Source organism: Serinicoccus chungangensis, from assembly GCF_006337125.1.
Taxonomy (GTDB): domain Bacteria; phylum Actinomycetota; class Actinomycetes; order Actinomycetales; family Dermatophilaceae; genus Ornithinicoccus; species Ornithinicoccus chungangensis.
In genome coordinates this window covers 3,157,299-3,181,566 of the sequence record NZ_CP040887.1, presented here as the reverse complement: position 1 = coordinate 3,181,566, position 24,268 = coordinate 3,157,299, and the positions used below count along the sequence as shown (strand labels likewise).

24 protein-coding genes and 1 pseudogene are annotated in these 24,268 nt (G+C 74.0%); 12 read left to right on the top strand and 13 right to left on the bottom strand.

Translation table 11 applies throughout. The features are described 5' to 3' along the window. The first annotated feature begins 14 nt into the window (after positions 1-14). A complete protein-coding gene (locus FHD63_RS14490; protein ID WP_139722652.1) occupies positions 15-1,238 on the top strand; it encodes a ThiF family adenylyltransferase in 1,224 nt (407 codons plus the stop codon). 116 nt (positions 1,239-1,354) lie between these two features. On the opposite strand, the gene FHD63_RS16745 is transcribed toward FHD63_RS14490, so the two are convergent. After that, positions 1,355-1,546 (bottom strand): hypothetical protein, encoded by a 192-nt coding sequence (locus FHD63_RS16745; RefSeq protein WP_238705689.1) that lies wholly within the window; start codon positions 1,544-1,546, stop codon positions 1,355-1,357. On the opposite strand from FHD63_RS16745, the pseudogene FHD63_RS14485 reads away from it, so the two are divergent. The 5 genes and pseudogenes from FHD63_RS14485 to FHD63_RS14465 form a co-directional block, all read left to right on the top strand. Further along, positions 1,454-1,723: pseudogene (locus FHD63_RS14485) on the top strand (molybdenum cofactor guanylyltransferase); the annotation flags it as partial. The gene FHD63_RS16745 and the pseudogene FHD63_RS14485 overlap by 93 nt on opposite strands. Next, positions 1,671-2,156, top strand: a complete 486-nt coding sequence (locus tag FHD63_RS14480) for a glycosyltransferase family protein (RefSeq protein ID WP_139722651.1) — start codon at positions 1,671-1,673, stop codon at positions 2,154-2,156. The pseudogene FHD63_RS14485 and the gene FHD63_RS14480, both read left to right, overlap by 53 nt. 194 nt (positions 2,157-2,350) lie before the next feature. After that, on the top strand, positions 2,351-2,590 hold the full coding sequence (locus FHD63_RS14475) for a MoaD/ThiS family protein (RefSeq protein ID WP_139722650.1): 240 nt from the start codon (positions 2,351-2,353) through the stop codon (positions 2,588-2,590). 322 nt (positions 2,591-2,912) lie between these two features. Beyond that, the gene (locus FHD63_RS14470; protein WP_202978387.1) at positions 2,913-4,265 is read left to right on the top strand and encodes an ABC transporter substrate-binding protein; all 1,353 of its coding nucleotides are present in this window, start codon (positions 2,913-2,915) and stop codon (positions 4,263-4,265) included. Between the two features lie 5 nt (positions 4,266-4,270). Beyond that, positions 4,271-6,073, top strand: a complete 1,803-nt coding sequence (locus FHD63_RS14465; RefSeq protein WP_202978386.1) for a purine-cytosine permease family protein — start codon at positions 4,271-4,273, stop codon at positions 6,071-6,073. Between the two features lie 29 nt (positions 6,074-6,102). Here FHD63_RS14465 and moaA read toward each other — a convergent pair whose 3' ends face one another. The 3 genes from moaA to FHD63_RS14450 are packed head-to-tail and all read right to left on the bottom strand — an operon-like array spanning position 6,103 to position 8,230. After that, the gene (moaA, locus tag FHD63_RS14460) at positions 6,103-7,134 is read right to left on the bottom strand and encodes a GTP 3',8-cyclase MoaA (RefSeq protein ID WP_139722648.1); all 1,032 of its coding nucleotides are present in this window, start codon (positions 7,132-7,134) and stop codon (positions 6,103-6,105) included. After that, positions 7,128-7,676, bottom strand: a complete 549-nt coding sequence (locus tag FHD63_RS14455; RefSeq protein ID WP_139722647.1) for a MogA/MoaB family molybdenum cofactor biosynthesis protein — start codon at positions 7,674-7,676, stop codon at positions 7,128-7,130. Before FHD63_RS14455 ends, moaA begins: the two co-directional genes overlap by 7 nt. A gap of 20 nt (positions 7,677-7,696) precedes the next feature. Continuing rightward, the gene (locus tag FHD63_RS14450) at positions 7,697-8,230 is read right to left on the bottom strand and encodes a MarR family winged helix-turn-helix transcriptional regulator (protein ID WP_139722646.1); all 534 of its coding nucleotides are present in this window, start codon (positions 8,228-8,230) and stop codon (positions 7,697-7,699) included. Positions 8,231-8,326: 96 nt separating this feature from the next. Here FHD63_RS14450 and FHD63_RS14445 point away from each other — a divergent pair, with 96 nt between their 5' ends. Beyond that, positions 8,327-10,573 carry an MMPL family transporter gene (locus tag FHD63_RS14445; protein ID WP_139722645.1) on the top strand — a complete coding sequence of 749 codons (2,247 nt, stop codon included), beginning with the start codon at positions 8,327-8,329 and terminating at the stop codon, positions 10,571-10,573. 50 nt (positions 10,574-10,623) lie between these two features. Here the strand turns inward: FHD63_RS14445 and FHD63_RS14440 are convergent, their stop codons facing one another. The 5 genes from FHD63_RS14440 to FHD63_RS14420 all read right to left on the bottom strand — a co-directional run bounded on the left by FHD63_RS14440 (position 10,624) and on the right by FHD63_RS14420 (position 15,173). After that, on the bottom strand, positions 10,624-11,037 hold the full coding sequence (locus FHD63_RS14440; RefSeq protein ID WP_139722644.1) for a hypothetical protein: 414 nt from the start codon (positions 11,035-11,037) through the stop codon (positions 10,624-10,626). Positions 11,038-11,207: 170 nt separating this feature from the next. Then, positions 11,208-12,026 carry an ABC transporter ATP-binding protein gene (locus FHD63_RS14435; RefSeq protein ID WP_238705686.1) on the bottom strand — a complete coding sequence of 273 codons (819 nt, stop codon included), beginning with the start codon at positions 12,024-12,026 and terminating at the stop codon, positions 11,208-11,210. Continuing rightward, a complete protein-coding gene (locus FHD63_RS16735) occupies positions 12,023-13,072 on the bottom strand; it encodes a FecCD family ABC transporter permease (RefSeq protein ID WP_139722643.1) in 1,050 nt (349 codons plus the stop codon). Before FHD63_RS16735 ends, FHD63_RS14435 begins: the two co-directional genes overlap by 4 nt. Next, the gene (locus FHD63_RS14425) at positions 13,069-14,127 is read right to left on the bottom strand and encodes a FecCD family ABC transporter permease (protein WP_139722642.1); all 1,059 of its coding nucleotides are present in this window, start codon (positions 14,125-14,127) and stop codon (positions 13,069-13,071) included. The genes FHD63_RS16735 and FHD63_RS14425 overlap by 4 nt, the downstream gene beginning before the upstream one ends. After that, the gene (locus FHD63_RS14420; RefSeq protein ID WP_139722641.1) at positions 14,124-15,173 is read right to left on the bottom strand and encodes an iron-siderophore ABC transporter substrate-binding protein; all 1,050 of its coding nucleotides are present in this window, start codon (positions 15,171-15,173) and stop codon (positions 14,124-14,126) included. The genes FHD63_RS14425 and FHD63_RS14420 overlap by 4 nt, the downstream gene beginning before the upstream one ends. A 92-nt stretch (positions 15,174-15,265) precedes the next feature. On the opposite strand from FHD63_RS14420, the gene FHD63_RS14415 reads away from it, so the two are divergent. Beyond that, the gene (locus FHD63_RS14415) at positions 15,266-16,108 is read left to right on the top strand and encodes a siderophore-interacting protein (protein WP_139722640.1); all 843 of its coding nucleotides are present in this window, start codon (positions 15,266-15,268) and stop codon (positions 16,106-16,108) included. A 34-nt stretch (positions 16,109-16,142) separates the two neighbouring features. Here the strand turns inward: FHD63_RS14415 and ilvA are convergent, their stop codons facing one another. Then, positions 16,143-17,462, bottom strand: coding sequence for a threonine ammonia-lyase IlvA (ilvA, locus tag FHD63_RS14410; RefSeq protein WP_238705685.1), 1,320 nt, complete (start codon positions 17,460-17,462; stop codon positions 16,143-16,145). A 109-nt stretch (positions 17,463-17,571) separates the two neighbouring features. Continuing rightward, the gene (locus FHD63_RS14405; RefSeq protein ID WP_139722639.1) at positions 17,572-18,591 is read right to left on the bottom strand and encodes a 6-phosphofructokinase; all 1,020 of its coding nucleotides are present in this window, start codon (positions 18,589-18,591) and stop codon (positions 17,572-17,574) included. Positions 18,592-18,779: 188 nt separating this feature from the next. Here FHD63_RS14405 and FHD63_RS14400 point away from each other — a divergent pair, with 188 nt between their 5' ends. Then, positions 18,780-19,391 (top strand): biotin transporter BioY, encoded by a 612-nt coding sequence (locus FHD63_RS14400; protein ID WP_139722638.1) that lies wholly within the window; start codon positions 18,780-18,782, stop codon positions 19,389-19,391. 15 nt (positions 19,392-19,406) lie between these two features. Here the strand turns inward: FHD63_RS14400 and FHD63_RS14395 are convergent, their stop codons facing one another. Both FHD63_RS14395 and FHD63_RS14390 read right to left on the bottom strand, forming a co-directional pair. Then, entirely contained in the window at positions 19,407-20,333 is a 927-nt protein-coding gene (locus FHD63_RS14395) for a hypothetical protein (RefSeq protein ID WP_139722637.1), read from the bottom strand. A gap of 10 nt (positions 20,334-20,343) precedes the next feature. After that, positions 20,344-20,766, bottom strand: coding sequence for an SAM-dependent methyltransferase (locus tag FHD63_RS14390; RefSeq protein WP_139722636.1), 423 nt, complete (start codon positions 20,764-20,766; stop codon positions 20,344-20,346). A 75-nt stretch (positions 20,767-20,841) separates the two neighbouring features. Here FHD63_RS14390 and FHD63_RS14385 point away from each other — a divergent pair, with 75 nt between their 5' ends. From FHD63_RS14385 to FHD63_RS14375, 3 genes are all read left to right on the top strand, one after another. Next, positions 20,842-22,758 (top strand): cation:proton antiporter, encoded by a 1,917-nt coding sequence (locus FHD63_RS14385; protein ID WP_139722635.1) that lies wholly within the window; start codon positions 20,842-20,844, stop codon positions 22,756-22,758. Positions 22,759-22,959: 201 nt separating this feature from the next. Continuing rightward, entirely contained in the window at positions 22,960-23,598 is a 639-nt protein-coding gene (locus tag FHD63_RS14380) for a hypothetical protein (RefSeq protein ID WP_139722634.1), read from the top strand. A 19-nt stretch (positions 23,599-23,617) separates the two neighbouring features. Next, the gene (locus FHD63_RS14375) at positions 23,618-24,199 is read left to right on the top strand and encodes a class F sortase (protein ID WP_158296805.1); all 582 of its coding nucleotides are present in this window, start codon (positions 23,618-23,620) and stop codon (positions 24,197-24,199) included. Positions 24,200-24,268 lie beyond the last annotated feature (69 nt).

The following is a 24,268-nucleotide window of genomic DNA, read 5'->3' as shown; positions in this document are numbered from 1 at the left end:
TGCACACTGGGTCCATGACCCCGCTGCCGCCGCTGGTCGAGCCCGGCCCGCCGTTGACGCCCGAGCAGGTGTCCCGCTACTCACGTCACCTCCTGGTGCCCGGCATGGGCATGAACGCTCAACGCCGCCTGCTGAACGCCCGCGTGGCCGTGGTGGGGGCCGGGGGGCTCGGCAGCCCGGTGCTGGCCTACCTGGCCGCCGCCGGCGTCGGGCACCTCACGGTGATCGACGACGACGACGTGGACGTCACCAACCTGCAGCGCCAGGTCATCCACCGCGCCGACGCCGTCGGCACCCCCAAGGGGGCGTCCGCCGAGGCCTTCGTGCGCGGGCTGAACCCGGACGTCTCGGTCGTCGTGCGGCATACCCGCATCGACGCGGCCAACGCGCAGGAGCTGCTGCGCGGGCACGACGTGGTGCTGGACGGTGCCGACAACTTCCCGACCCGGTATGCCGTGTCCGACGCCTGCGTCGCCCTCGGGGTGCCGCTGGTCTGGGCGGCCGTGCTGCGCTTCGACGCCCAGCTGTCGACGTTCGTGCCGGGCGTCGAGGACGCGGTGTCGCTGCGCGACCTCTTCCCGGTGCCGCCGCGCGCGGAGGACGTGCCGAGCTGCTCGGAGGCGGGGGTGCTCGGGGCGCTCGTCGGCCAGGTGGGGTCGATCATGGCCGCCGAGGTGGTCAAGCTGCTCTGCGGCTTCGGGGAACCCCTGGTCGGCCGCATCCTGCTCATCGACGCGCTCACCCAGCGGACCAGGGAGGTGCCGCTGCGCCCGGTCGGTGCCGTGGTGCAGCCGGAGCAGCGCGAGCAGCTGCGGCCGGTCGTGCCGTTGCCCGAGGTCGGCCCCGCAGAGGTGGCCGCGATGCTCGGGGCGGGCCCCCCGTCGTCCGCCGCCGGTGGTGGTGAGGCGCCCACCCGGCCTGACGTCATCGGCTCCTGCCCGACGGGTGACGGCTCCATGGGTGCGGTGCCCGTGGTGCTGGACGTGCGGGAGCCGGCGGAGCACGAGCTCGGCACGGTCCCGGGCGCCCTCCTCGTCCCCGTGGGAGAGGTCCTGAGCTGGGAGGACCTGGACCACCACCTGCCGCCGGGACCGGTCGTCGTCTACTGCAAGGCCGGCCCGCGGGCGCAGCGTGCGGCGGCTCACCTGGTGCGGCTCGGTCACCACGAGGTGAGCGTCATGACCGGCGGCATCCTGGCGTGGATCGAGCAGGTGGACCCGACCCTGCCGAGCTACTGACGGCCCGGCTGCTGACCTGCGGATGACCTGCTGATGACAGGCGTGGAGCCCGGCGGTGAGCGCGGTGGCCGTCACTACGGTGGCCCCGACCGCGCGGGCGGGGCCGGGCACGGGCCTCACGGCGCAGGCGGCGAGCGGCCGCGAGCGGCCCGCCGGTCCTCGCCGGTGGGCGGGGGGAGCGCCTCGGCGGCGCCGACAAGGCCGCGCTCGTCGTCGGCGGCCGGACCCTGCTGGAGCGCGTCCTCGACGTCGACCTCGGCGGCCGGGTCGTGGTGGTCGGCGACACCCCTGTCCCCGACGGCGTGCACCGCACGCTCGAGGACCCGCCCGGCGGGGGCCCCGTGGCCGGCATCGCCGCCGGCCTCGACCTGCTCGACGACATCGGGCCGGCTGGACCGCCCGCGGCGGCGGTGCCCGGTGGGGCCTGGACCCGTGACCCGTCAGGCGCCGCAGCAGCGGGTGCCCGGTGTTGCCTCGACCCGTGACCCGGCGGGCGCCGCGGCGGCGGTGCCCGGTGCGGCCCCGACCCCTGAGCCGACGCCGACCCCCTGGGTCGCCGTCTGCGCCGTCGACCAACCAGCGGCCGCAGCGGTACTGGCCGTGATCCGGGACACCCTCCCCGAGGTCGGCGCGACCGTCGACGCCCTCTGCCCCGTGGACGGCCGGGGTCGACGCCAGTGGCTGCTGGCCGTCTACCGTCGGGCCGCGCTCCGGTCCGCGCTCCAGCGCGTGGGGCAGGTGCGGCACGCGGCCGTGCGGACGCTCGTGGCCGACCTGAGCTGGCACGACGTCGCCGTCGGCCGCGAGCACCTCGGGGACGTCGACACCTGGGAGGACCTGCGCCGCTGGGAGCGGCGCCGGCGCCCGCTGTCGTCCGGTTCGTCATCTGACAGCCCCCTCGACGAGGCTGATGGCTGACGACGAGGCGCTCAGCTGACGAGCCGGCTGCAGGTCGAGGACCGTCCGGCCGAGCCCAGAGCCCAGAGCCCAGAGCAGCGGAGCAGCAGAGCCGCAGGCCACGGAGCTGTGGAGCCGACGACCACCCCCGGCCCCGGCGGGCACCCCGGCCCCGGCGGGGAGCGGCATACCGGAGCATCTGCGAGACTGGCCCCATGGCGATGGTGAGGTTCTTCGCGGCGGCCGCCGAGGCCGCCGGCACCGAGAGCGAGCACGTCGAGGCCGACGACCTCGGCTCGCTGCTCGCCGACCTGCGCGAGCGGCACGGGGCCGAGCTCACCCGGGTCCTGGCCCTCAGCACGGTCCTGCACGACGGGCAGTACGTCGCCGACCCGGCCCTCCCGCTGCGCCACGACGCCGTCCTGGACGTCCTCCCGCCCTTCGCCGGCGGCTGAGCCCTCGCGTCGGGACGGCCTCCCGGCACCGGCACGCCGCCTGCCCGCCCGCCGGCCGCGCTCGCGGCTGCCCGGCCCCGAGGTCCTCCGCCTTGACAGGTACGGCCGCGTGTCGTTTGCTGGGGACGTCTCATGCGTGCATCCCCTGATGCTCAAATGAGCACGCGTGGAGCTGACGGCCGGGCGGGGTGAGCCTGGGCCCGGGTGTCGGCCACCCGGCCTGAACGGGCCCGGGGGTCCCTGACGAAGGAGTCATCGCATGCGACCAGAGCCGTCCGCACCCGCCTCCCGGTGGCCGTCCGCGGCGCGCGCAGGCAGACCGGTGGCCCTCGTCAGCGCCCTGTCGCTGCTGGTCCTGGCCGGGTGCAGCGGCGAGGAGGAGGCCGGCCCCGACACCCTGACCATCGCCGTCGTCGACAACGGCGACTTCGACGTGCTGCAGGAGCTCAGCACGGCCTTCCTGGACGAGCACCCCGGCGTCGAGATCGAGTGGGTCCGCGAGAGCGAGAACGAGCTGCGCGAGACGGTCTCCACCGACGTCGGCACGGGATCCGGTCGCTTCGACGTGGCGTCGGTCGGGACCTACGAGGCGCAGGTCTGGGCCGGCCAGGAGCTGCTGACGCCGCTGACGGACATGCCGGAGGGGTTCGACCCCGAGGCCTTCGTGCCGGAGGTGCGCGAGGCGCTCAGCGCGGACGGGACGATGCAGGCGGCGCCCTTCTACGGCGAGTCCAGCGTGACGATGTACCGCACCGACCTGCTCGAGGAGGCCGGTGTCGAGATGCCCGACCAGCCGACCTGGGAGGACGTCCTGGCCGCCGCCACCGCGGTCGACGAGCAGACCGACACCGCCGGGGCCTGCATCCGCGGCAAGGCCGGCTGGGGCGAGAACGGCGCCGTCCTCACGGCGATGGCGCACTCCTACGGCGCCCGCTGGTTCGACGAGGACTGGCGGGCGCAGCTCGACAGCGACCAGTGGCGCTCGGCCGCCGAGACCTACCTGGCCCTCGCCGCCCTGGCGCCCGACGGGGTCGCCGAGGCCGGCTACACCGAGAACCTCGCCCTCTTCCAGGAGGGGGAGTGCGCCGTGTGGGTCGACGCGACCTCGGCCGGCAGCTTCGTCACCGACCCGGAGGCCTCGGCCGTGGCCGAGGACGTCGGCTTCGCCATGGCTCCGGGCACCGACGACGGGCGCCCGAGCAACTGGCTGTGGTCGTGGGCGCTCGCCATCCCCGCGTCGTCGGACAACAGCGAGCTCGCCCGCGAGTTCGTCACCTGGGCGACCTCCAGCGGGTATGCCGAGCTCGTCGCCGAGGACCAGGGCTGGGCGGCGGTCCCGCCCGGGAGCAGGGTCGACCTCTACGAGAACGCCGACTACCTGGAGGCGGCCGAGCCCTTCGCCGAGCTGACCCTGGAGTCGATCCGCACCTCGGACATCACCGAGCCGAGCACCCAGCCGGTCCCCTACGTGGGCATGCAGTACGTCGACGTGCCGGCCTTCCAGAGCCTGGGCAACGCCGTCGGCCAGCAGATGACCCAGGCCATCACCGGCGACCTCGACCTGGACGAGGCGCTGGAGCGCAGCCAGTGGGTCGCCGACCAGACCATCGAGCAGACCCGACTGCTCGCCGACCAGGAGGACGCCGAGGCCGACTCCGAGAGCACCGAGGACTGACAGCGATGGCACGGACCACCGAGCAGATCGACCGGCAGATCGCCAACACCGACCCCGAGCTGCTGCCTGTCGGCGAGCACGAGAAGCACGGGGCCAAGCACTTCGCCGGCCTCTACGCCGCGGAGAACGTCGCCGGCACCGAGTTCGTCTTCGGAGCCACCTTCGTCATCCTCGGCGCGGGGATCTGGGACGTCCTCATCGGGCTGCTCATCGGCAACGCCCTGGCCGTCCTCACCTTCTGGCTCGTCACCACCCCGGTGGCGCGGGAGGTCGGGCTGAGCGTCTACACCTACCTGCTGAGGTTCGGGGGAGGTGCCATCTCGCGGATCTACAACCTCGCCAACGCGATCGTCTTCGCCGTCATCTCCGCGGCCATGCTCACCGTGTCGGCGACCGCCGTGCAACGGGTGATCGGCATCCCGACGCAGGCGGAGGCATACCCCACCCACCTCGGTTTCGTCATCCTCGTCGTGGCCTTCAGCGTCGTCGCCGTGCTCGTCGCCGTCTTCGGCTTCAACGCCCTCGCCGAGTTCGCCACGATCTGCGGCCCGTGGCTCGCGACGATGTTCACCGTGGGCGGTCTCGTGCTGCTGCCGGCCGTCGCCGAGTCGGTCACCGGCGTGACCACGATCGGCAGCTTCGGCGAGTTCGTCGACATCGCCGGGGCGACGGTGTTCACCGGCGTCACGCCGGAGGGGGAGCCCGGCATCGGGATGCTCGAGGTCGCCGGCCTGGCCTGGGCGGCCAACAGCTTCGCCCACGCGGGGATGATCGACATGGCGCTGCTGCGCTACGCCCGCAAGGGCTGGCACGGTCTGATGACCTCGACCGGCATGCTCTTCGGTCACTACGTCGCCTGGTTCTCCGCCGGCCTCATGGGCGCCGCCACCGCCGCGCTCACGTTGACGAGCATCACCGTCCTGTCCCCGGGCGACGTCTCCTGGGTCGCCCTCGGCTGGGCCGGCTACGTCACCGTCGTCGTCGCGGGCTGGACCACCGCCAACGCCAACCTTTACCGTGCGGGCCTGGCCACCCAGGGCGTCTTCCCGTCGATGCCGCGCGGTCGGGCCACCCTCATCGTCGGGGTGATCGTCGTGGTCGTCGCGTGCTTCCCCTTCGTCTACCGCAACTACGCCCCGCTGGTCACGTGGGCGGGTGTGCTCCTGGCCCCCGTCGGCGGGATCGTGTATGCCGAGCACAAGCTCTTCCCGCGCTTCGGGCTGACGGAGTACTGGGCCCGCTTCAAGGGGGTCACCAACGTGCCCGCGATCATCGCCTGGGCGACGGCCTTCGGGCTCGGCGCCGTGCTCAACATCACCCAGATCATCTCGCCCTACTTCGCCTTCGTGCCGGCGTGGATCGTCGCCAGCCTGTTCTACGTCGCGCTCGCCAGACGGGCCGGGGCGGCCGACGACTACACCGAGGAGGTGAAGGACAACGAGCTCTTCCTCGAGCGGGCCCAGGAGTTCAAGCGCCGGCAGGCGGAGTCGCTGCCGGGGCACGTCAAGGACACCTCGACGCTGACCCGGGTGCTGCGCGGGGTCTGGATGCTCGCGCTCGCCGTCATCCTCGTCGACGCCCTGGTGGTGTTCCTCGCCAGCCCGGACATCTACACCTACCTCACGCAGCGCAACACCTTCTACACGATCGCCATCACCGGCACGGTGGTCTACTTCGTCGCCGCCTACTGGGAGCTGCGCCGGGGCAAGGCCCTGGACCGGCGGGCCCACGAGCAGGCCCGGGCCGACGCCGGCAGCGGGGACGACGGCGAGGGTGGGGAGAAGGAGAAGGTCGGCGCCCCGGCCTGACCCCCGCTCGGTGTTGAGCCGCTGGTGGCTCAGCCGCCGATGGCGCTCATGGGCCGGGGCGGCTGCAGGAAGTCGGGCTGGTTGATGCCGTGCCCGGGCAGCTTGGCCGTGATGGAGGCCCGCAGCAGGGCGGCCAGCTCGTCGTCCGAGGCGCCCTCGCGCAGGGGGGTGCGCAGGTCGGTCTCCCCGGCGGCGAAGAGGCAGTTGCGGATCATCCCGTCGGCGGTGAGCCGGACCCGGTCGCAGCTGCCGCAGAAGGGCATCGTCACCGACGCGATGGCACCCACGGTGCCGAGCGGGGCGCTGCCCGGGGCGGCACCGAGGGGCCGCACGTCGAAGAGCTCGGCCGGTGCGCTGCCCCTCGACTCGTCCGGTTGCGGGGTGAGGTCGTAGCCGGTGCGCAGCTTCGCGAGGATCTCCGCGCCGCTGATCATCTGCGAGCGGTCCCACCCGTGCTGGGCGTCCAGCGGCATCTGCTCGATGAACCGCAGCTCGTAGCCGTGCTCGAGGGCGAAGGTCAGCAGCGCCACGACGTCCTCGTCGGCGTCGTTGATCCCGCGCATGAGGACGGTGTTGATCTTCACCGGGACGAGCCCGGCCTCGGCGGCCGCGTGGATGCCGGCGAGGGTGTCGGCGAGGCGGTCACGCTTGGCGAGGGAGATGAAGACGTCGCGCCGCAGCGTGTCGAGGCTGACGTTGACCCTCGTCAGGCCCGCCTCGCGCAGGGCTGCGGCGTTCTTGTCGAGGCCGATGCCGTTGGTGGTCATCGAGACCTCGGGCGCCGGGTCGAGCGCCGAGAGACCGGCGACGACGTCGACGAGGTCGCGACGCAGCAGCGGCTCGCCGCCGGTGAGCCGGATCTCCTCGATGCCCATGGACACCGCCACGTCGGCGAGCCGCACGACCTCCTCGGTGGTGAGCATCGTCGCCCGCGGCAGCCACGGCACGCCGTCCTCGGGCATGCAGTAGGTGCAGCGCAGCGAGCAGCGGTCGGTGACCGAGATCCGCAGGTCGCGGTGCACCCGGCCGTAGCTGTCCACCAGCGGGTCGCGGGTCACCACGTGTGGTCCCCCCCGCTGACCTGCGACAGCACGTGGCGCAGCAGCGGGCCGATGATCTCCATGCCCTCGGTGACGGCGGCGGGCCGGCCGGGCAGGTTGATGACCAGGGTGCCCCCGACCCCGCGCTCCTGCGGCCAGTCGACGACGCCGACGACGCCGCGGGAGACGGCCGCGAAGGGGGTGTGCCGTGAGCCCTCGCGGCGCATGAGCTCGGCCATGCCCGGGTTCTCGCGGGTGATGACCTGGCGGGTTCCCTCCGGGGTGAGGTCGCGCGGGCCCATGCCCGTGCCGCCGGTGGTGACGACGAGGCGCGCGCCGTCGGCGACGGCGGCCCGCAGCGCGTCGGCGACCGACTCGACACCGTCCGGGACGACGACGGAGGAGGAGACGGCATACCCGAGGTCCTGGAGCGCGGCGACGAGCAGGCGCCCGCCCTCGTCCTCGCGGCGTCCGGCGGAGCTGCGGTCGGAGACGGTGATCGCCACGGCCCCCGCGCGCCCGGGCGTCGTCTCCTGCGTGTGCTCGCCAGCCTGCTGGCTCATCACCACAGTCTAGGTGCGGGTCACAGCAGCCGCCCGACGGCCCGGTCCGCGTCGGTGAGGAAGCGCAGCACGACCTCGCGCTCGGCGTCGGTCAGCGCGGCCTCGACCTGGGCCAGCTCGGCGAACATCGGCATGAGGTGTCCCATGAGCTCCTCGCGCCCGCTGGGCGTGGCCACCACGGCGGTGCGGCGCCGGTCGGTCGGGTGCGGCTGGCGCTGGGCGTGGCCGCGCGAGACCAGGCGGTCGACGATCCCGCTGGCGGCGGCGGTCGTCACGCCGAGGCGCTGGGCGAGCTCGCTGGGCCCCGCCGGGTCCTCCATGAGGTGCTCGAGCACGGCGAGCTCGGTATGCGTCAGCCCGGCCCGGCGCGCGAGCGCCGGGGTCGCGCGGCGGCCGCTGTCGAGCAGCCGGCGCAGGGTGTCCAGCACCGGTCCGGGCTGCCACGCGTCGACCCAGCGGGTCTGCGGCCCGACCTCGGGGCGGGGCGCCTGGTGCCCGCCCGGGCCCGACGACGGGCCCGCAGCGGGGGAGGACGCCGCCTCCGGGCTCGTCACGGGGGGCCGGTCCGTGCTACTTTCGGTCACTAGATTGCTCACTTGGTTAGGTAGTTGCCTGACGATTCCGCCCCAGCCTACGCCGGAGGACCCCAGATGTCTCGCCTCGTGACCGCGCTCACCGCACCCCGGTCCTGGATCATCGCGCTCGTCGGGCTGCTGCTCGGCGTCGGGCTCATCGCCGGGGTGGGCCAGGCCGAACGCAGCGCGTCCGCCCTGGACACGCTGCCGGCCGGGTTCGACAGCACCCAGGGCCAGGCGCTGCTGGACGAGCTCCCCGACGAGGGCAGCAAGACGGCGATCGTGCTCTTCACCGCCGACTCCGACATCGAGGCCTCGCTGCCCGAGCTCGCCCAGCTCATGGAGGACGTCGCCCCCGATGGCTCCGAACCGCCGGCCACGCAGGGGTCCGGTCAGGGCGGGGCGCCGGAGGGTGCCGAGGGCTCGGGGGCGCCCGAGGGTGCCGGTGCGCCGGAGGGCGCCGGCCAGGAGGGTGGTGGTCCTCCGCCGGGCCTGAGCGGTGAGTACCCGGTGATCCCCGCCGAGGACGGCACCGCCGCGATCAGCGTCATCGACCTGGACGCGCCGACGGCGACCGACACCCAGCAGGTGGTGACGCAGCTGCGCACCGACCTGGGCGACGGCATACCCGAGGGCGTGACCGCGCAGGTCACCGGACCCGCCGCGATCGAGGCCGACCTGGCCTCCGTCTTCGACGGCGCCAACATCACGCTGCTCGGGACGACCGCGGCCGTCGTGGCGCTGCTGCTCATCGTGACCTACCGCAGCCCCATCCTGTGGGTCATCCCGCTGCTCGTCGTCGGCGTCGCCGACCAGACCGCGGCCAGTGCGGCGACGCACGTGCTCAAGCTCTTCGGCATCCCGTGGGACGAGTCGACCATCGGCATCCTGTCGGTCCTGGTCTTCGGCGCGGGGACCAACTACGCGCTGCTGCTCATCAGCCGCTACCGCGACGAGCTGCGCCGGCACTCCTCCCGGCACGAGGCGATGGCGGTGGCGCTGCGACGGGCCGCCGAGGCGATCGTCGCGAGCGCCAGCACCGTCGTCGTCGGCGTGCTGTGCCTGCTGCTCTCGGTCTTCCCCTCGACCCGCGGCCTGGGGCTGGCCTGCGCGGTCGGCGTCCTGGTCGCGATGGCCTTCGTGCTGCTCGTGCTCCCCGGTGCCCTCGTCGTCTTCGGGCGCTGGGTCTTCTGGCCCCAGGTGCCGCGCGAGGGGCAGGCCGTGCTCGCCGAGTCCCGCTCGCTGTGGCGCCGCATCGGCGACGCGGTCGCCAAGGCGCCCTCGGCCTACATCGCCGGGACCCTCACGCTGCTGGCCGCCATGGCGTTCGGGATCACCCAGATCAGCAGCGGGCTGGCGCCGGAGGACCAGTTCCTCGAGACGCCCGAGGCGATCACCGCGGCCGAGCGGCTGGGCGAGTCGTTCCCGGCCGGGACGTCCGACCCCCTGGTCGTCGTCACCCGCGGCGACGAGGCGCAGGTCGACGAGCTCGCCGCGGCGGTCGAGGACGTCGACGGGGTGACCCAGGTGACGCCGGTCGAGCCGGTCGACGGCATCGGGCAGGTGCAGGTCGTGCTGGAGGCCGAGCCCGGCAGCGAGGCCGCCCAGGAGGCCGTGGGGGAGGTGCGCGCCGCGGTCGACGGGTATGCCGACACCCACGTCACTGGCGGTGACGCCTCCGCGCTCGACGAGTCGGACGGCAACGTCCGCGACCGCTTCGTCGTCATGCCGCTCATCCTCGCGCTCGTGCTGCTGGCGCTCATGGGCCTGCTGCGCTCGGTCCTGGCCCCGGTCATCCTCGTGGCCTCGGTGGTCGCGACCTTCTGCGCGGCGATCGGGGTGTCGTGGTGGCTCTTCACCGGGGTCTTCGGCTTCGGGGCGATCGACGCCAGCATGCCGCTCCTGGCGTTCCTCTTCCTCGTCGCGCTCGGGGTGGACTACAACATCTTCCTCATCACGCGGACCCTGGAGGAGGCCGGCGCGCACGGCACGCGCGACGGCGTGCTGCGGGCGCTGGGCGCGACCGGTGGCGTCATCACCTCGGCCGGCATCCTGCTGGCAGCCGTCTTCGCGGTCCTGGGCGTGCTGCCGCTCGTGGTGCTGGCCCAGATCGGCGTGGTCATCTGCATCGGGGTGCTGCTCGACACGCTGCTCGTGCGGACGGTGCTCGTCCCGGCGATCGTCCGGGTGCTCGGCGAGCGCTTCTGGTGGCCGCGGCGGGTCGACCACACCGGCCGCCACCGGCCCGACGAGGTGGACACGGAGACCGGAGGCCAGGGCACGGCGGAGCTGGCCCCCGCCGGCGCACCGGACGCGCGGTAGGGCCGCACCGGACGCGCGGTAGGGCCGCACCGGACGCGCGGTGAGGACGGTCAAAGGCCGCTGATCGCCCTCTCGTGCCAGGTATGCAGCAGCGCCACCTCGTCGTCGGCCGGCTTCATGCCCTCGGCCAGCGTCCTGCGGCCCTCGCCGCGGATGACGAGCCGCTCCGGGTAGCTGGGAGCCGGCCGGATCTCGGTGACCTCGCTCCACGGGACCAGGCGACGGCCGTAGAACCAGTGGCGGTGCAGGCCGTCGGCATCAGCCGTGATCGTCTGGGCACCGGTCACCATCATGACGAGAAACCCGGCCGGGACCAGGACCAGCACGAGGTCGAGGAGCAGCCAGACGGCGCCGTCCCGGCCACCGCCGACCAGGCGGAGCACGTTCCCGGTGAGGATGAGGGACCACAGGCCGACCGTGCCCCAGTACCAGGTGCGGGTCGGCGCGATCTGGACTCGCTGCATGACCCCCAGCCTGACAGCCACGAGGCCGCTGCTCCTGCCGTCACGTCGTCCGCGCCGGCATTCCCACGGGACGGGTCTGGTGCGCACCGTGCGTCCTGTGTGTCCTGACCGCACGTCCTGTGTGTCCTGACCGCACGTCCTGTGCGCCCTGGCCGCACGTCCTGTGCGGTTCAGGCGTGCCCGACGGGCTGGCCGGCGTGGTGACGGCCGATCGGCAGCACCATGGGCTTGCCGGAGACGGGGTCGGTGACGACCTGGCTGCGCATGCCGAAGACCTGCTCGACCGTCTCGGCGGTGAGCACGTCCTCGGGACGCCCGCCGGCGAGCAGCCGGCCGCCGCACATCGCGACGAGGTGGTCGGCGTAGCGGGCGGCGAGGTTGAGGTCGTGGAGCACCATGACGATCGTCGTGCCGCGGGTGCGGTTGAGGTCGGTGAGCAGGTCGAGCACCTCGATCTGGTGGCAGATGTCGAGGAAGGTCGTCGGCTCGTCCAGCAGCAGGATGTCGGTCTGCTGGGCCAGGGCCATGGCGATCCAGACCCGCTGGCGCTGGCCGCCGGAGAGCTCGTCCACCGACCGGTCGACGAGGTCGGTCGTCCCCGTGAGCTCGAGCGCCTCCTCGACCGCCTGCTCGTCGGCGACCGCCCACCGGGACAGCATCCGCTGGTGCGGGCTGCGCCCGCGCGCCACGAGGTCGGCCACCGCGATGCCCTCGGGCGCGATGGGGCTCTGGGGCAGCAGGCCCAGGGTGCGGGCCACCGCCTTGGTGGGCTGGGTGTGCACGGCCTTGCCGTCCAGCAGGACGTGGCCCTGGCTGGGCGCGAGGAGGCGGGACAGCGCGCGCAGCAGCGTGGACTTCCCGCAGGCGTTGGCACCGACGATGGTCGTGATGCGGCCCGGGGGCACCGTGAGGTCGAGCCCGTCGACGACGGTGCGGTCGCCGTAGCCGAGGCTGACGTCCTCGGCGACGAGGGTGTGGGAGTCGGTCACAGCGATCCTCCGGCGCGGTTGGTGCGGACGAGCAGGTAGACGAGGTAGGGCGCCCCGAGCACCCCGGTGATGACCCCGACCGGGTAGCGGGTGCCGAACAGGTGCTGCCCCGCCAGGTCGGCGGCGAGCACGAGCAGCGCACCGGTGAGGGCCGCGGGGACCATGAGCGATCCCCCCGGCCCGACGACGCGCGCCGCGATGGGGCCGGCCAGGAAGGCGACGAAGGCGATGGGCCCGGCCGCCGCCGTGGCGAAGGCGATGAGGGCGACGGCGGCCACGATGACCGTCAGCCGGGTGCGCTCGACCCGCACCCCGAGGGCGCTGGCGGTGTCGTCGCCGTGCTGCAGCAGGTCCAGCTGCCGGGACCGGGAGAGCAGGACCGGCATGAGCACCAGGGCGGCGACGACGAGCGGCAGGACGATCCCCCAGGTGGCGCCGTTGAGGCTGCCCGTGAGCCAGCGCATGGCGACCTGCAGGTCCCACGCGGCGGCGCGCACGATGACGTAGGCGACGACCGAGTCCAGCATCGCCGCGATGCCGATGCCGATGAGGATGAGCCTCGTCCCCAGGACGCCGTCGCGGTAGGCGAGCAGGTAGATGACGAGCGCCGTCACCAGCGCCGCCACGATCGCCATCCCGGACACCAGCGCCTCGTCCACCCGCAGCACCACGATGCCGACGACGGCCGCGGCGCTGGCCCCCGCGCTGATGCCGATGATGTCGGGGGAGGCGAGGGGGTTGCGCAGCATGGTCTGGAACGTCACCCCCGCCATCCCCAGCGCGGCCCCGGCGACCAGCCCGAGGACGGCGCGCGGCAGCCGCAGGGTGCCGACGGTGAAGGACGCGCCGGGCACGTCCTGCCCGAGGACCACCCGCCACACCTCCCCGGGGCCGTAGAACGTCTGCCCCACCATGAGGCTCACCGCGAAGAGGACGAGCACGAGCACCCCGAGGAGCGCGGCGGCCCGGCGCCGGCTCGCGGCACGGCGCCGACGTCCCGCGCGCAGCGGGGAGGGGTCGGGGCGGGTCGTGTATGCCGTGCTCACAGCGCCCTCGCCCGCATCCGGCGCACGATCATGATGAAGACCGGCGCCCCGATGAGCGCGGTGATGATGCCCACGTCGACCTCCGCCGGCCGCGCGACGACGCGTCCGACCACGTCGGCCAGGGTGAGCAGCACGGCGCCGACGAGCAGCGAGAGCGGGAGGAGCCACCGGTGGTCGGTGCCGACGACGAGCCGGCAGGCGTGCGGCACGACCAGCCCGACGAAGCCGATGGGTCCGGCCACCGCGGTGGCCGCGCCGCAGAGCGTGACCGCCCCGACCGCCGCCAGCGCGCGGGTCAGGGCCACCCGCTCGCCCAGGCCGGCGGCCAGGTCGTCGCCCAGCGCGAGCGAGTTGAGGCCCCGGGCCACGGCGAACGACATGAGCGTGCCGGCGAGCAGGAAGGGCAGGGCGACGAGGATCTTCTCCGGCGTCGCACCCCCGACCCCGCCGATCTGCCAGAACCGGAAGGAGTCCATCACCTGGATGCGCGGCAGCAGGATCGCGCTGACCAGGGAGGAGAAGGCCGCCGACAGGGCCGCGCCGGCCAGGGCCAGCTTGAGCGGGGTGGCGCCGCCGCGGCCCATCGAACCGATGGCGTAGACGACGGCGGCGGCGAGCGCCGCGCCGACGATCGCCACCCAGACGTAGCCGGAGGCGGTGCCCAGACCGAAGAAGGCGATGCCGACGACCACCGCCAGGGAGGCCCCGGAGGTCACCCCGAGGATCCCGGGGTCGGCGAGCGGGTTGCGGGTCACCCCTTGCATGACCGCACCGGCCAGGCCGAGGGCAGCGCCGACGAGCATGGCCAGGATGGTGCGGGGGACGCGCTGGGCGACGGCCGCCTGGGAGATGTTGTCCTGCGCGCCACCGAGGGCGGCCACGAGGTCGGCATACGCGATCTCCCGGGCGCCGAAGGTGACCGACAGGACACCGGCGACCAGCAGCGCGGCGAGCGCCACGACGAGCGTCGTGACGCGGTATGCCCGCGTGCCGACCCGCCGGCGCGCTGCGGGGGCAGGCGCGTCCGGCGGGGCGGCGGTGAGGGTGTCGGTCACTGGCTCTTCTCTGCGGCGGCCGAGACCAGGTCGAGGAAGTCGGTGAGGCCCCACTCGAGCGCGAGCGGCGAGGGGTTAGCGGCGGCGGCCAGCGGGGTGTCGTTCTCCAGCATGACGACGGCGCCGTCCTCGACGGCCGGTATCTCGGACACGAGGGCGTCCTCCTGCAGCTGGGTGAGCAGGGCGTCGTCGCCGTAGGTCACCAGCAGGTCGACGTCCTCGAGCAGGTCCGCGTTCTCCGCGCTGACCGTCTCGTAGAAGGTGTCGCTCTCCGCGGACCGCTCGGCGACCAGCTCGGGTGTCGTCATCCCGAGCTCCTCGAGGAAGAGCGCCCGGGGGTCGTTGGTGGTGTAGAAGCCGACCTGGCTCAGGTCATCGGTGCTGTGCGAGCTGAACATCGCGCTCTTGCCCTCGAGCTCGGGGTACTCCGCCACGGTGTCGGAGACGTAGCCCTCCAGCTCCTCGACCAGGGCGTCGCCCTCCTCGGCCATCCCGAGCGCCTGGCTGTTGAGCTCGACCATCTGCTGCCAGGTGGTGCCCCACGCCAGCTCGGGGTAGGCCACGACCGGCGCGATCTGGCTGAGGGTGTCGTACTCCTCCTGGGTGAGGCCGGAGTAGGCGGCCAGGATGACGTCGGGCTCGGTGTCGGCCACGGCCTCGAAGTCGATGCCGTCGGTCTCGTCGAAGAGGACCGGGGTCTCGGCGTCCATCTCGGCGAGCGCGTCCTCGACCCAGGGCAGCACCCCGTCGCCGTCGTCGTCGCCCCACGTGGCCTCGCTCATGCCCACCGGCACGACGCCGAGGGCCAGCGGCACCTCGTGGTTGGCCCACGCGACGGAGGCGACCCGCTCGGGCTCCTCCTCGATGGTGGTCTCGCCGAAGGCGTGCTGGACCGTGACCGGGAAGGCGCCGGCGTCGGCCGGTGCCGCGGAGCCCTCGTCGGTCGCGTCGCCGGTCGCGTCGTCGCCGGAGGTGCCCCCGCACGCGGCGAGGACGAGGGTCGCGGTCAGCGCGAGACTGACGCTCGCCGTGCGGGAGGTGCGCATGTGTCTCCTCAAGTCGGTTAGGTAAGGCAGACCTCATGTATATACGATGCACCTGTGTGCACCAATTCGACGTCGAGCACCAGGAGCCGCTGATGGCCAGGCGAAGCGCGCAGGTCACCCGACGCAAGCCGGTCGACGCCCGGCCGCTGCGGATGCACGTCCTGGCCCGTTCGAGGCCGACGCCCTCCCTCGCGCGGGTGACCCTGGGGGGCGGCCAGATCGCCGACCTGGTGCCGATGGGGTTCGACCAGTGGTTCCGGCTGTTCCTGCCGACCGGGGGCGTGGAGTCGCTGCGCCACGTCCCGGAGGCGGTGACCACCGCCAGCTACGCGCGCTTCATGCTCGTGCCCGCGGACGAGCGGCCGGTCATCCGCAACTACACCATCCGCTCCTACCGCGAGACCGGGGTGCACGGCCCGGGGCCGGAGATCGACGTCGACCTGGTGGTGCACGGCAGCGCCGCCGACGGCACGGCCGGGCCGGCCTCGACCTGGGCGCAGACCTGCGCGGTCGGTGACGAGGTCGCGATCATCGACGAGGGCACGATCTACGCCGGGCCCGAGGAGGCGACCGTCCTCCTGGCCGCCGACGAGGCCGGCCTGCCGGCGCTCGCCGGCGTCCTGCGCGACCTCCCCCGGGTGGCGTGCGGTGTCGCCGTCGTCGAGGTGCCGCACCCCGACGACCGCCACGACCTGGGTGCGCCCGAGGGTGTCGAGGTGCGCTGGGTGGTACGCGGCACCTCCGGTGCCAGGCCGGGGGAGGCCGCCCTCGCCGAGCTGGGCCGGGTGCCCGTGCCCGACGACGACGAGGTGTATGCCTGGGTCGCCGGCGAGTCCGACCTCGCCACCGCCGCCCGCCGCCACTGGGTGCGTCACGGCATACCGAAGAGGAAGATCAGCTTCTGCGGCTACTGGAAGGCCGGCGCGAGCCACTGACGGGGCCGGGGCGCGCCTCCCGCGCTGCCGCTGCTCAGAGGATGAAGCGGAAGAGCGGGCTGTCCGGCTGGATCGGCTCGATCTGCATCGAGCTGGCCTCCATCCGCTCCAGCAGCGGCGCGAGGTCCTCGCGCGCGCCGAGCTCGATGCCGACCAGGGCCGGGCCGGTCTCGCGGTTGTTGCGCTTGATGTACTCGAACAGCGCGATGTCGTCGTCCGGGCCCAGCACCTCGTTGAGGAACTGCCGCAGCATCCCCGGCTCCTGCGGGAAGTCCACGAGGAAGTAGTGCTTGAGGCCCTCGTGGATGAGCGAGCGCTCCATCACCTCCGGGTAGCGCAGCAGGTCGTTGTTGCCGCCCGACACCACGACGACGACCGTGAGACCGCTCAGGTCGCCCAGGCCCTCCAGCGCCGCCGGCGCCAGCGCCCCGGCGGGCTCGGCGATGATGCCCTCGCTCTGGTAGAGCCGGATCATCTCGGTGCAGATGCGGCCCTCGGGCACGGCGACCAGCTCAGGGGTGTGCCGGCGCACCACCTCGAACGTGTGCCTCCCGACCTGCTGCACCGCGGCGCCGTCGACGAAGCGGTCGATCTCGGCCAGGGCGACCGGTTCACCGGCACGGGTGGCGGCCATCATGCTGGCGGCGCCGGCCGGCTCGGCCGCCACGACGCGCACCTGCGGCGCGTGCTCGCCGAACCACGTGAGGCACCCGGCGAGCAGCCCGCCGCCCCCGCAGGGGACGACCACGACGTCCGGGGGGTCGGGCAGGTCCTCGCTGATCTCCCGGGCGATCGTCCCCTGCCCGGCGATGGTGTGCGGGTGGTCGAAGGCGGGGACGAGGGTGGCCCCGGTCCGCTGCGCGTCCGCCAGCGCCGCGGCGGCGGCCTCGTCGTAGGTCCGGCCGCCCACCACGACGTCCACCCAGTCGCCCCCGATGTCGGCGACCCGGTCGCGCTTCTGCCGCGGCGTGTTCGCGGGCAGGTAGATCCGGGCGTTGACGCCCAGGGTGGCGCAGGCGTACGCGACGCCCTGGGCGTGGTTGCCGGCGCTGGCGCAGACGACCCCGGCCCAGATCTGCTCGCTGTCGAGCTGGGCGATGAGGTTGGCGGCGCCCCGGCCCTTGTAGGACCGCACCGGCTGCTGGTCCTCCCGCTTGAGCCACACCGAGGCGCCGGTCTGCTCCGAGAGCCGGACGCTACGCTCCAGGGGGGTCCGCCCGACCCGCCCCGCGATGCGCCGCGCGGCCTCCTCGATGTCGCTCGCCGTCGGCAGCGGCCCGAGGGTCGCGGAGGGGTGTGCGGTGGCCCCCGGCGACGCGCCGGGCGAGCTGGACGGGGTGGGGGCGACGGGCATACCCCGATCCTAAGCCCGCCTGACGTGGCGTCAGGGGGGTGCTGCGGCCCCCCACTCCGGCCGGCGCGGGGGGGGGGGGGGGGGGGGGCGTCTTCGTGCGGTCCCGGGCTCAGCCGAACATGATGGCGGCTTCGTCCCACTGGTCGCGGGGGACGATCTTGAGCTCGCTGGTCGCGTCGCGCAGGTTGACGTTGACGATGTCCATGCCCTGCAGCGCGACCATCGTGCCCCACTTCTTGGCGCTCACCGAGTCGATCGCGGCGGTGCCGAAGCGGGTGGCCAGCACCCGGTCGTAGGAGCTCGGCACGCCGCCGCGCTGCAGGTGGCCCAGCGTCGTGTTGCGGGTCTCGATGCCGGTGCGCTCCTCGATGGCCCGGGTCACCGCCTCGCCGATCCCGCCGAGCAGCGGTCGCCCGAAGCCGTCCACCCGGTCGCTGGCGACCTGCTCGGCCCCGGCGAAGGTGAAGCCCTCGGCGACCACGATGGTCGGCGCGCGCCCGCGGTCCATGGCGTTCTGCACCCACTGGCACAGCTGGTCCGTGGCCACCGGCACCTCGGGGATGAGGATCGCGTGCGCGCCGCTGGCGATGCCGGCGTGCAGGGCGATCCACCCGACGTGCCGGCCCATGACCTCCACGACCATGCACCGCGAGTGGGCCTCCCCGGTGGTGCGCAGCCGGTCGATGGACTCGGTCGCGATGGACACCGCGGTGTCGAAGCCGAAGGTCCGGTCGGTGGCGGAGAGGTCGTTGTCGATGGTCTTGGGCACGCCGACGACGTTGATGCCCTCGTCGTGGAACATGCGGGCGACGGTCAGCGTCCCCTCGCCGCCGATCGCCACGAGCGCGTCGATCTCGTGCTTGTCCATGACCTCCTTGACCCGGTCGATGCCGCCGGTGCGGATCGGGCTGATCCGGGAGGTGCCGAGGATGGTGCCGCCGACCTTGGACAGGCCGCGGACCCGCTTGCGCGGCAGCGGGACGATGTCGTCCTCGACGAGGCCGCGGAAGCCGTCCTTGATGCCCACGAACTCGTGCTCGTAGATCCGGTCGCCCTTGAGGACCACCCCGCGGATGACGGCGTTGAGGCCGGGGCAGTCACCACCCGAGGTCAGCAGGCCGATCTTCATGCAGTGTCCTTCGTCGGGGTCTCACAGGGGCGGCAACGACATCGCGCCGGCCACCCCGGAGGGCGGTGACCGGCGCCAGTGCGGGTCCAGGGTATGACGTGACGTCACCGGGGTGCCAGTCGCCCGAGGTCCGCGGCGGCGGTCGTGGTGGCCCGCCGCGCCGGTGCGCCTGTGGCATCCTGTGCCCCATGTCGACCGCCTCCGCCTCGTCCCACACCCCCTCGCTCGTCCTCGCCGACCGGCTGCTGCCGCGGCGCGGGGTCCTCACGGACGTCGGGCTCGTCGCCGGCGGCGTGGTCGTGGTCTCGCTGCTGGCCCTCGTCGAGCTCCGCATCGGCCCGGTCCCGATCACCGGCCAGACCCTGGGCGTCATGCTCGTCGGGTCGGCGCTGGGGATGCGGCGGGGTGCCGCGGCCCTGACGACCTACCTCTTCGCGGGCCTGGCGGGCGCGCCGATCTTCGCCGGCGGTGCGGGCGGACCGGCCTACCTCCTCGCCCCGTCGTTCGGGTTCATCATCGGGTTCGTCGCCGCGGCCGCCATCGCCGGCTGGGCCGCGGAGCGCGCGTGGGACCGGCACGTCGGGCTGGCCATGGTCGGCTTCCTGCTCGCCACCGCCGCGCCCTTCCTCGTCGGCGTGCCCTACATGGCCGGCATCCTCGGCATGAGCGACCTGGCCGCGATCGCCGCCGTGGGCATCACCCCCTTCATCGTGCCCGGCATCATCAAGGCCGGCATCGCCGCCGCGATCTTCCCGGCCGTGTGGGCCGTGGTGCGCCGCCTCGACTCCGGGCGCGGCTGACCGACCGCCGGCGCATCAGTCGGCGTCCTGGGCCTCCTCGAGCCGTCGGCGGGCCTCGTCCCGGGCGACGCGGGCCGCCGCCAGCTCCTCGTCCGCGGCGTCCTCCTGCTCCTGGGCACGGTCGGCGCGTCCCTGCGCCGTGGTCGCGTGCTTCTCCGCCTGGGCCAGGAGGCGGCGGGCCTGCTCCACCCCGGACCGGGCGACCTCCAGCTCGTCCTGCCGCTGGCCCGCCGTCGCGGCAGCCTGCTTCCGGGCCTCGCGCGCCCGGCCGACCTGCGCCTCGGCGCTCTCCAGCTCCTCCTGCAGCCGCGGCAGCCTGTCGTCGGGCTCCTCGGGCTCGTCGGGCTCGGGCTGGTCGGGCGGACCGGGCACGCCGCCCTCGCCCTCGGCGCCCCCTCCCTCGATGCGGGTGAGCACCACCCCGGTGCTCGTGCGGGCCACGGCGTCGGCGACGTCGACCTCGCCGAACCCGCTGTAGGCCAGCGCCCGGGTCAGCGTGCCGCTGAGCACCACGGCGGTCGCGTCGGCGTCCGCGAGCGCGGCCACCGCGGTGTCCCGGACCTCGCTCTCGCCGCCCGCCGTCAGCGGCACCGGGGCGTGCCGGCGCGCGGCCGCGACCCACGCGGCCAGCACCGCGTCGCGCTCGGTGCGCAGGCCCTGCAGACCGCTCGCGTCCATCGCCGACTGGGCGTGCCTCAGCCGGGTCCCGACCTCGCGCAGCCGGTCCGTGGCCGGGTCCTCCGCGCGCACCAGGGCGTTGACCGCCGCTGCCGCGACACTCGGCTTGCGCAGCGCCCCGACCTCCTTCGCCAGGTCCTTCCGCCCTTGCGAGCGCAGCCGGGCGACCCACTCCGTGCGGGTCGCGACGAACTCGGCGGGCGGGACGGCATACACGCCGGTGACCGCCGCGCGCAGCACCTCGTCGTCCGCCTGCTCCACCACGAGGCCCAGGCTAGCCAGCGGCGCGCAGGTCCACCTCGCGCAACGGGTCGCCGCCGTCGACGAAGAGGCGGCCGCCCGGGGTGAGGACCGCCGCGACGCGGCGCCGTGCCACCACCCCCGGGTGGCGCCCGTCGAGGACGCCCACCCGACAGGCGAACGCGAGGTCGAAGGGCTGCTGGCCCCCCAGGTCGAGGTCGTCGACGTCCACGCACCGCACCGACAGCAACCCCGCCTCGATCTCCCGCGCGCAGGTCCGCTCGACCAGCCGGACGCCGGCGGCGGAGCGGTCGACGACGTGCACGTGGCCCTCGCCGATCCGCCGGGCGACCTCGCGGGCCGCGGCGCCGGGGGCCCCGCCGATCTCGAGGACGCGCATGCCCGGGTGCAGCGGGAGGGCGTCCACGACGGCGGCGAGCCGGGCCGACAGGGTCATGTCGGCAGCCTAGGCCGGGAGGCCCCGACGCGCCGGTGACCGCCGCTGACGCACGGGTGCTGGCAGACTTCGAGGGTGCCGCCCGCCCCGTACCTCGCCCTCGTGCTCGGGGTCGCCATCCTGTGCCAGCTCGCGGCATACCGGCTGCGGGTGCCGTCGATCCTGCTGCTGCTGGTCGCCGGGTTCGGCCTCGGGCAGGCCGTCAGCCCCGAGACCGTGCTGGGTCGCGACCTGCTCTTCGCCGGCGTCAACCTGGCCGTCGGCGTCATCCTCTTCGAGGGGTCGCTGTCGCTGCGGTTCCGCGACCTGCGTGGCCTCAGCGCAGCGGTCGTCCGCCTCTGCTCCGTCACGGTGCTGCTCGCGTGGGCCCTCACCACCCTCGCCGCGATCGTGGCCGGGGTCGAGTGGCAGCTGGCGCTGCTCATCGGGGCGCTGCTGGTGGTGACCGGCCCGACCGTCATCGCCCCCATCATCCGCCAGCTGCGCCCCACGCGACGGGTGTCCTCCATGCTGCGGTGGGAGGGCATCGTCGTCGACCCCATCGGCGCGATCCTCGCCGTGCTCGTCTTCCAGGCCATCATCGTCGGCGGCCCCGACGGGGCGCTCGCGACCGCCGCGCTCACGCTGGGCCGGACGGTCGTCATCTCCACCGTGCTCGCGCTGCTCTTCGGCGTCCTGCTGGAGGTGGCCATGCGTCGCCACCTCATCCCGGACTTCCTCGAGGGCGTGACCTTCCTCGCCGTCGCGGTGGGGTCGCTGGTGATCTCCAACGAGCTGCAGTCCGAGAGCGGCCTGCTCACCGTGACGATGCTGGGGATCTACCTCGCCAACCGGCCGGGGTTGCGGCTGGAGCACGTGCGCGAGTTCAAGGAGCACCTGCAGGTGCTCATCGTGGGGGCGCTCTTCGTGCTGCTGGCCGGGCGGGTCAGCCCCGCCGAGGTGGTCGCCGTCGCACCGACCGCGGCGGTCTTCGTGCTCCTCCTGCTGCTCGTCGTGCGCCCCGCGTCCGTGGCGCTGGGGCTGCTGGGCACGGAGGCGACGCGGCAGGAGCGCACCCTGCTGGCCTTCATGGCGCCGCGGGGCATCGTGGCCGCCGCGGTGACGAGCATCTTCGCGCTCGAGATCGAGCACGCGGCCGACGAGGCACGCTCGCTGGCGGCCCTGGGCGGGGAGGACGCGCGGGAGAGCCTGGCGCTCGAGGCCTCGGCGGAGCGGCTGGAGCAGCTCGTGATCGCCTCCGCCGACCTGGTGCCCCTGGTGTTCGTGACGATCGTGGTGACGGTCGCGGTCTACGGGCTGGGGGTGGGGCGTCTGGCCGAGCGGCTGGGGCTGGCGACGACGACGCCCAACGGCGTCCTCTTCGCCGGGGCGCCGCTGTGGGCACGGCAGGCCGCCGGGCTGCTCACCGAGCTCAAGGTGCCGACGCTGCTCGTCTCGCTGGCGCCGGCCGAGGTGGCGCAGGCGCGGATGGCGGGGCTGCGGGTGGAGCGCACGCACATCCTGTCGGAGTATGCCGTCGAGGACATGGAGCTGGCGGGTCTCGGCTCCCTGGTCGCGGCCACGCACGACGACGACACCAACTCGACGGCGGCGCGGGAGTTCGGGCACGCCCTCGGCCAGTCCAACACCTACCAGCTCCGGCGGCAGGGCGAGTCCCTGCCGAAGCGGTCCCAGCCCCGGGACCGCTCCGGCGGGGGCGGCGGCACGCTGTCGGAGGCCAAGGCCAAGCAGCAGACCGCCAGCAAGCTGACCGCGCAGGTCGCCTTCTCCCCGCCGATGTCGGCACCCGAGCTGGACACGGCCACCCGGGAGGGGATGCAGGTGCGCAAGACCCGGCTGACCGCCCAGCACACCCTCGACGACTTCCGGGAGCGCGAGCCCGACGCCGTCCTCATGTTCGTCGTCCAGGACGGGGTGGCGACGGTCGTCACCCCGCGCAGCCACCTCCCGCAGGAGGGGGCCACCCTCGTGGCGCTGGTGCACGCCCGCTGAGGACGGCCCCCGGCCGCGCCGACCTGCACCGGCCCGCCCCAGGGTTCGGCGACACGCCGCCCGAGGTGACTCGGGGTCGGCGACGCCGTCGCTAGGGTGCGGAAGCGTCGAATGTGACAGATGTGACCTGTGTGACCGGATCGTCCGCACGCCGGGCGGCTCCCGACCACGCACGACCGCATGCCTGCGGAGAGGACCCTCATGAGCACCACGACCCTGCGGACGCTGACCGTCGCGGCCGGGGCGGCCGCGCTCACGGCACTGGCCGCCGGCCCTGCCCTCGCCGTCGACGAGGACCAGCTGGCGGACACCTACGACGACGTGCGGTGCGACGTCATGGCCATGCCCGGCACGGCGACGGCGACGTACCTCGACGAGGCCACGCACGGGCCATACCTCGAGGGTGACAACGAGTGGGTCGCGCTGACGCTCACCTCCGACGACGGCGCGGTCGAGATCGCCAACCCGGTCTACGGGCAGACCTACGGCAGCGACGGCGGGGCGGTCATCCGCGAGATCACCCTCTGCCAGGGCAGCGCGGCCGCCGAGGAGGAGGCGCCCGCGCCCGAGGAGCCGGGTGACGGTGACGCCGCGGCCGAGGACCAGGCTGCGGCCGGGGACGACGCCGCGGGTGACGACGGGGCCGCGGGTGCGGAGGAGGCCGGGCAGGACCAGGCCGACGAGGACGTGCAGGCCGCCGGTCCCGCGGTCGAGACCGACGGGCCGCTGCGTGAGGCCGGGCTGTCGCCGCTGCTCGTCGGCGGCGCCGTGCTCGCGGTCGCCGGTGCCGGCGCCGCGGCCGTGGGGCTGCGTCGCCAGCCGCAGCGCGACCAGGGTTGATCCCTCCCCGGAGCCGACCGTGAACGCCCGCCTGCTGCTGCCCACCGGGCTGCTCGTGGGCACGCTCGGGGTCAGCGCGATCGCCGTGCAGGCGGTCGGGGCGATCCAGGGCACCGACGGGCGACCCGTCCACGCCGAGGGCGAGGCGGCTCCGGCGTGGGTCACGGTGCCGGCGGCGGGGCTGACGGAGGAGCCGGTCGCGCCGGAGGGCCTCACGCCGCAGGGGACCATCAACCCCGACCAGGGCGAGGCGATCTGGTACGCCGGGTCCGGGCGCGTCGTCCCCGGTCAGGTGGGGACGGCGGTCATCGCCGCGCACGTCACCTACTACGACGAGCCGGACGTGTTCTACGACCTGGCCGAGGTGAGCGACGGCGACGTCATCACCGTCGGCTACGGGCACGGCGGGACCCGCGACTTCGTGGTCACCGCGACCCAGCAGATCTCCAAGGAGGGCCTGCAGCGCAGCGACGCGGTCTGGGGCGACCAGGACGACGTCGCGCGGATCGCGCTCATCACCTGCGACCCCTCCCTCGGTGCCCGCAGCGACGGCGGGCAGAAGGCCAACTTCGTCGCGATCGCCGAGGCCGTCGGCGGCTGACCCCGCGCCTGCACCCTCCCTCCGCCCGCACCGCCCGTCCGGTGCGGCCCTCATGCCGGTCCGGTGCAG

Coding starts and splice junctions, on each gene's coding strand:
- FHD63_RS14490 (WP_139722652.1), top strand. CDS start 15: ATGACCCCGCTGCCGCCGCTGGTCGAGCCCGGCCCGCCGTTGACGCCC.
- FHD63_RS14475 (WP_139722650.1), top strand. CDS start 2,351: ATGGCGATGGTGAGGTTCTTCGCGGCGGCCGCCGAGGCCGCCGGCACC.
- FHD63_RS14465 (WP_202978386.1), top strand. CDS start 4,271: ATGGCACGGACCACCGAGCAGATCGACCGGCAGATCGCCAACACCGAC.
- FHD63_RS14455 (WP_139722647.1), bottom strand. CDS start 7,676: ATGAGCCAGCAGGCTGGCGAGCACACGCAGGAGACGACGCCCGGGCGC.
- FHD63_RS14445 (WP_139722645.1), top strand. CDS start 8,327: ATGTCTCGCCTCGTGACCGCGCTCACCGCACCCCGGTCCTGGATCATC.
- FHD63_RS14440 (WP_139722644.1), bottom strand. CDS start 11,037: ATGCAGCGAGTCCAGATCGCGCCGACCCGCACCTGGTACTGGGGCACG.
- FHD63_RS14420 (WP_139722641.1), bottom strand. CDS start 15,173: ATGCGCACCTCCCGCACGGCGAGCGTCAGTCTCGCGCTGACCGCGACC.
- FHD63_RS14415 (WP_139722640.1), top strand. CDS start 15,266: ATGGCCAGGCGAAGCGCGCAGGTCACCCGACGCAAGCCGGTCGACGCC.
- ilvA (WP_238705685.1), bottom strand. CDS start 17,462: ATGCCCGTCGCCCCCACCCCGTCCAGCTCGCCCGGCGCGTCGCCGGGG.
- FHD63_RS14405 (WP_139722639.1), bottom strand. CDS start 18,591: ATGAAGATCGGCCTGCTGACCTCGGGTGGTGACTGCCCCGGCCTCAAC.
- FHD63_RS14400 (WP_139722638.1), top strand. CDS start 18,780: ATGTCGACCGCCTCCGCCTCGTCCCACACCCCCTCGCTCGTCCTCGCC.
- FHD63_RS14390 (WP_139722636.1), bottom strand. CDS start 20,766: ATGACCCTGTCGGCCCGGCTCGCCGCCGTCGTGGACGCCCTCCCGCTG.
- FHD63_RS14380 (WP_139722634.1), top strand. CDS start 22,960: ATGAGCACCACGACCCTGCGGACGCTGACCGTCGCGGCCGGGGCGGCC.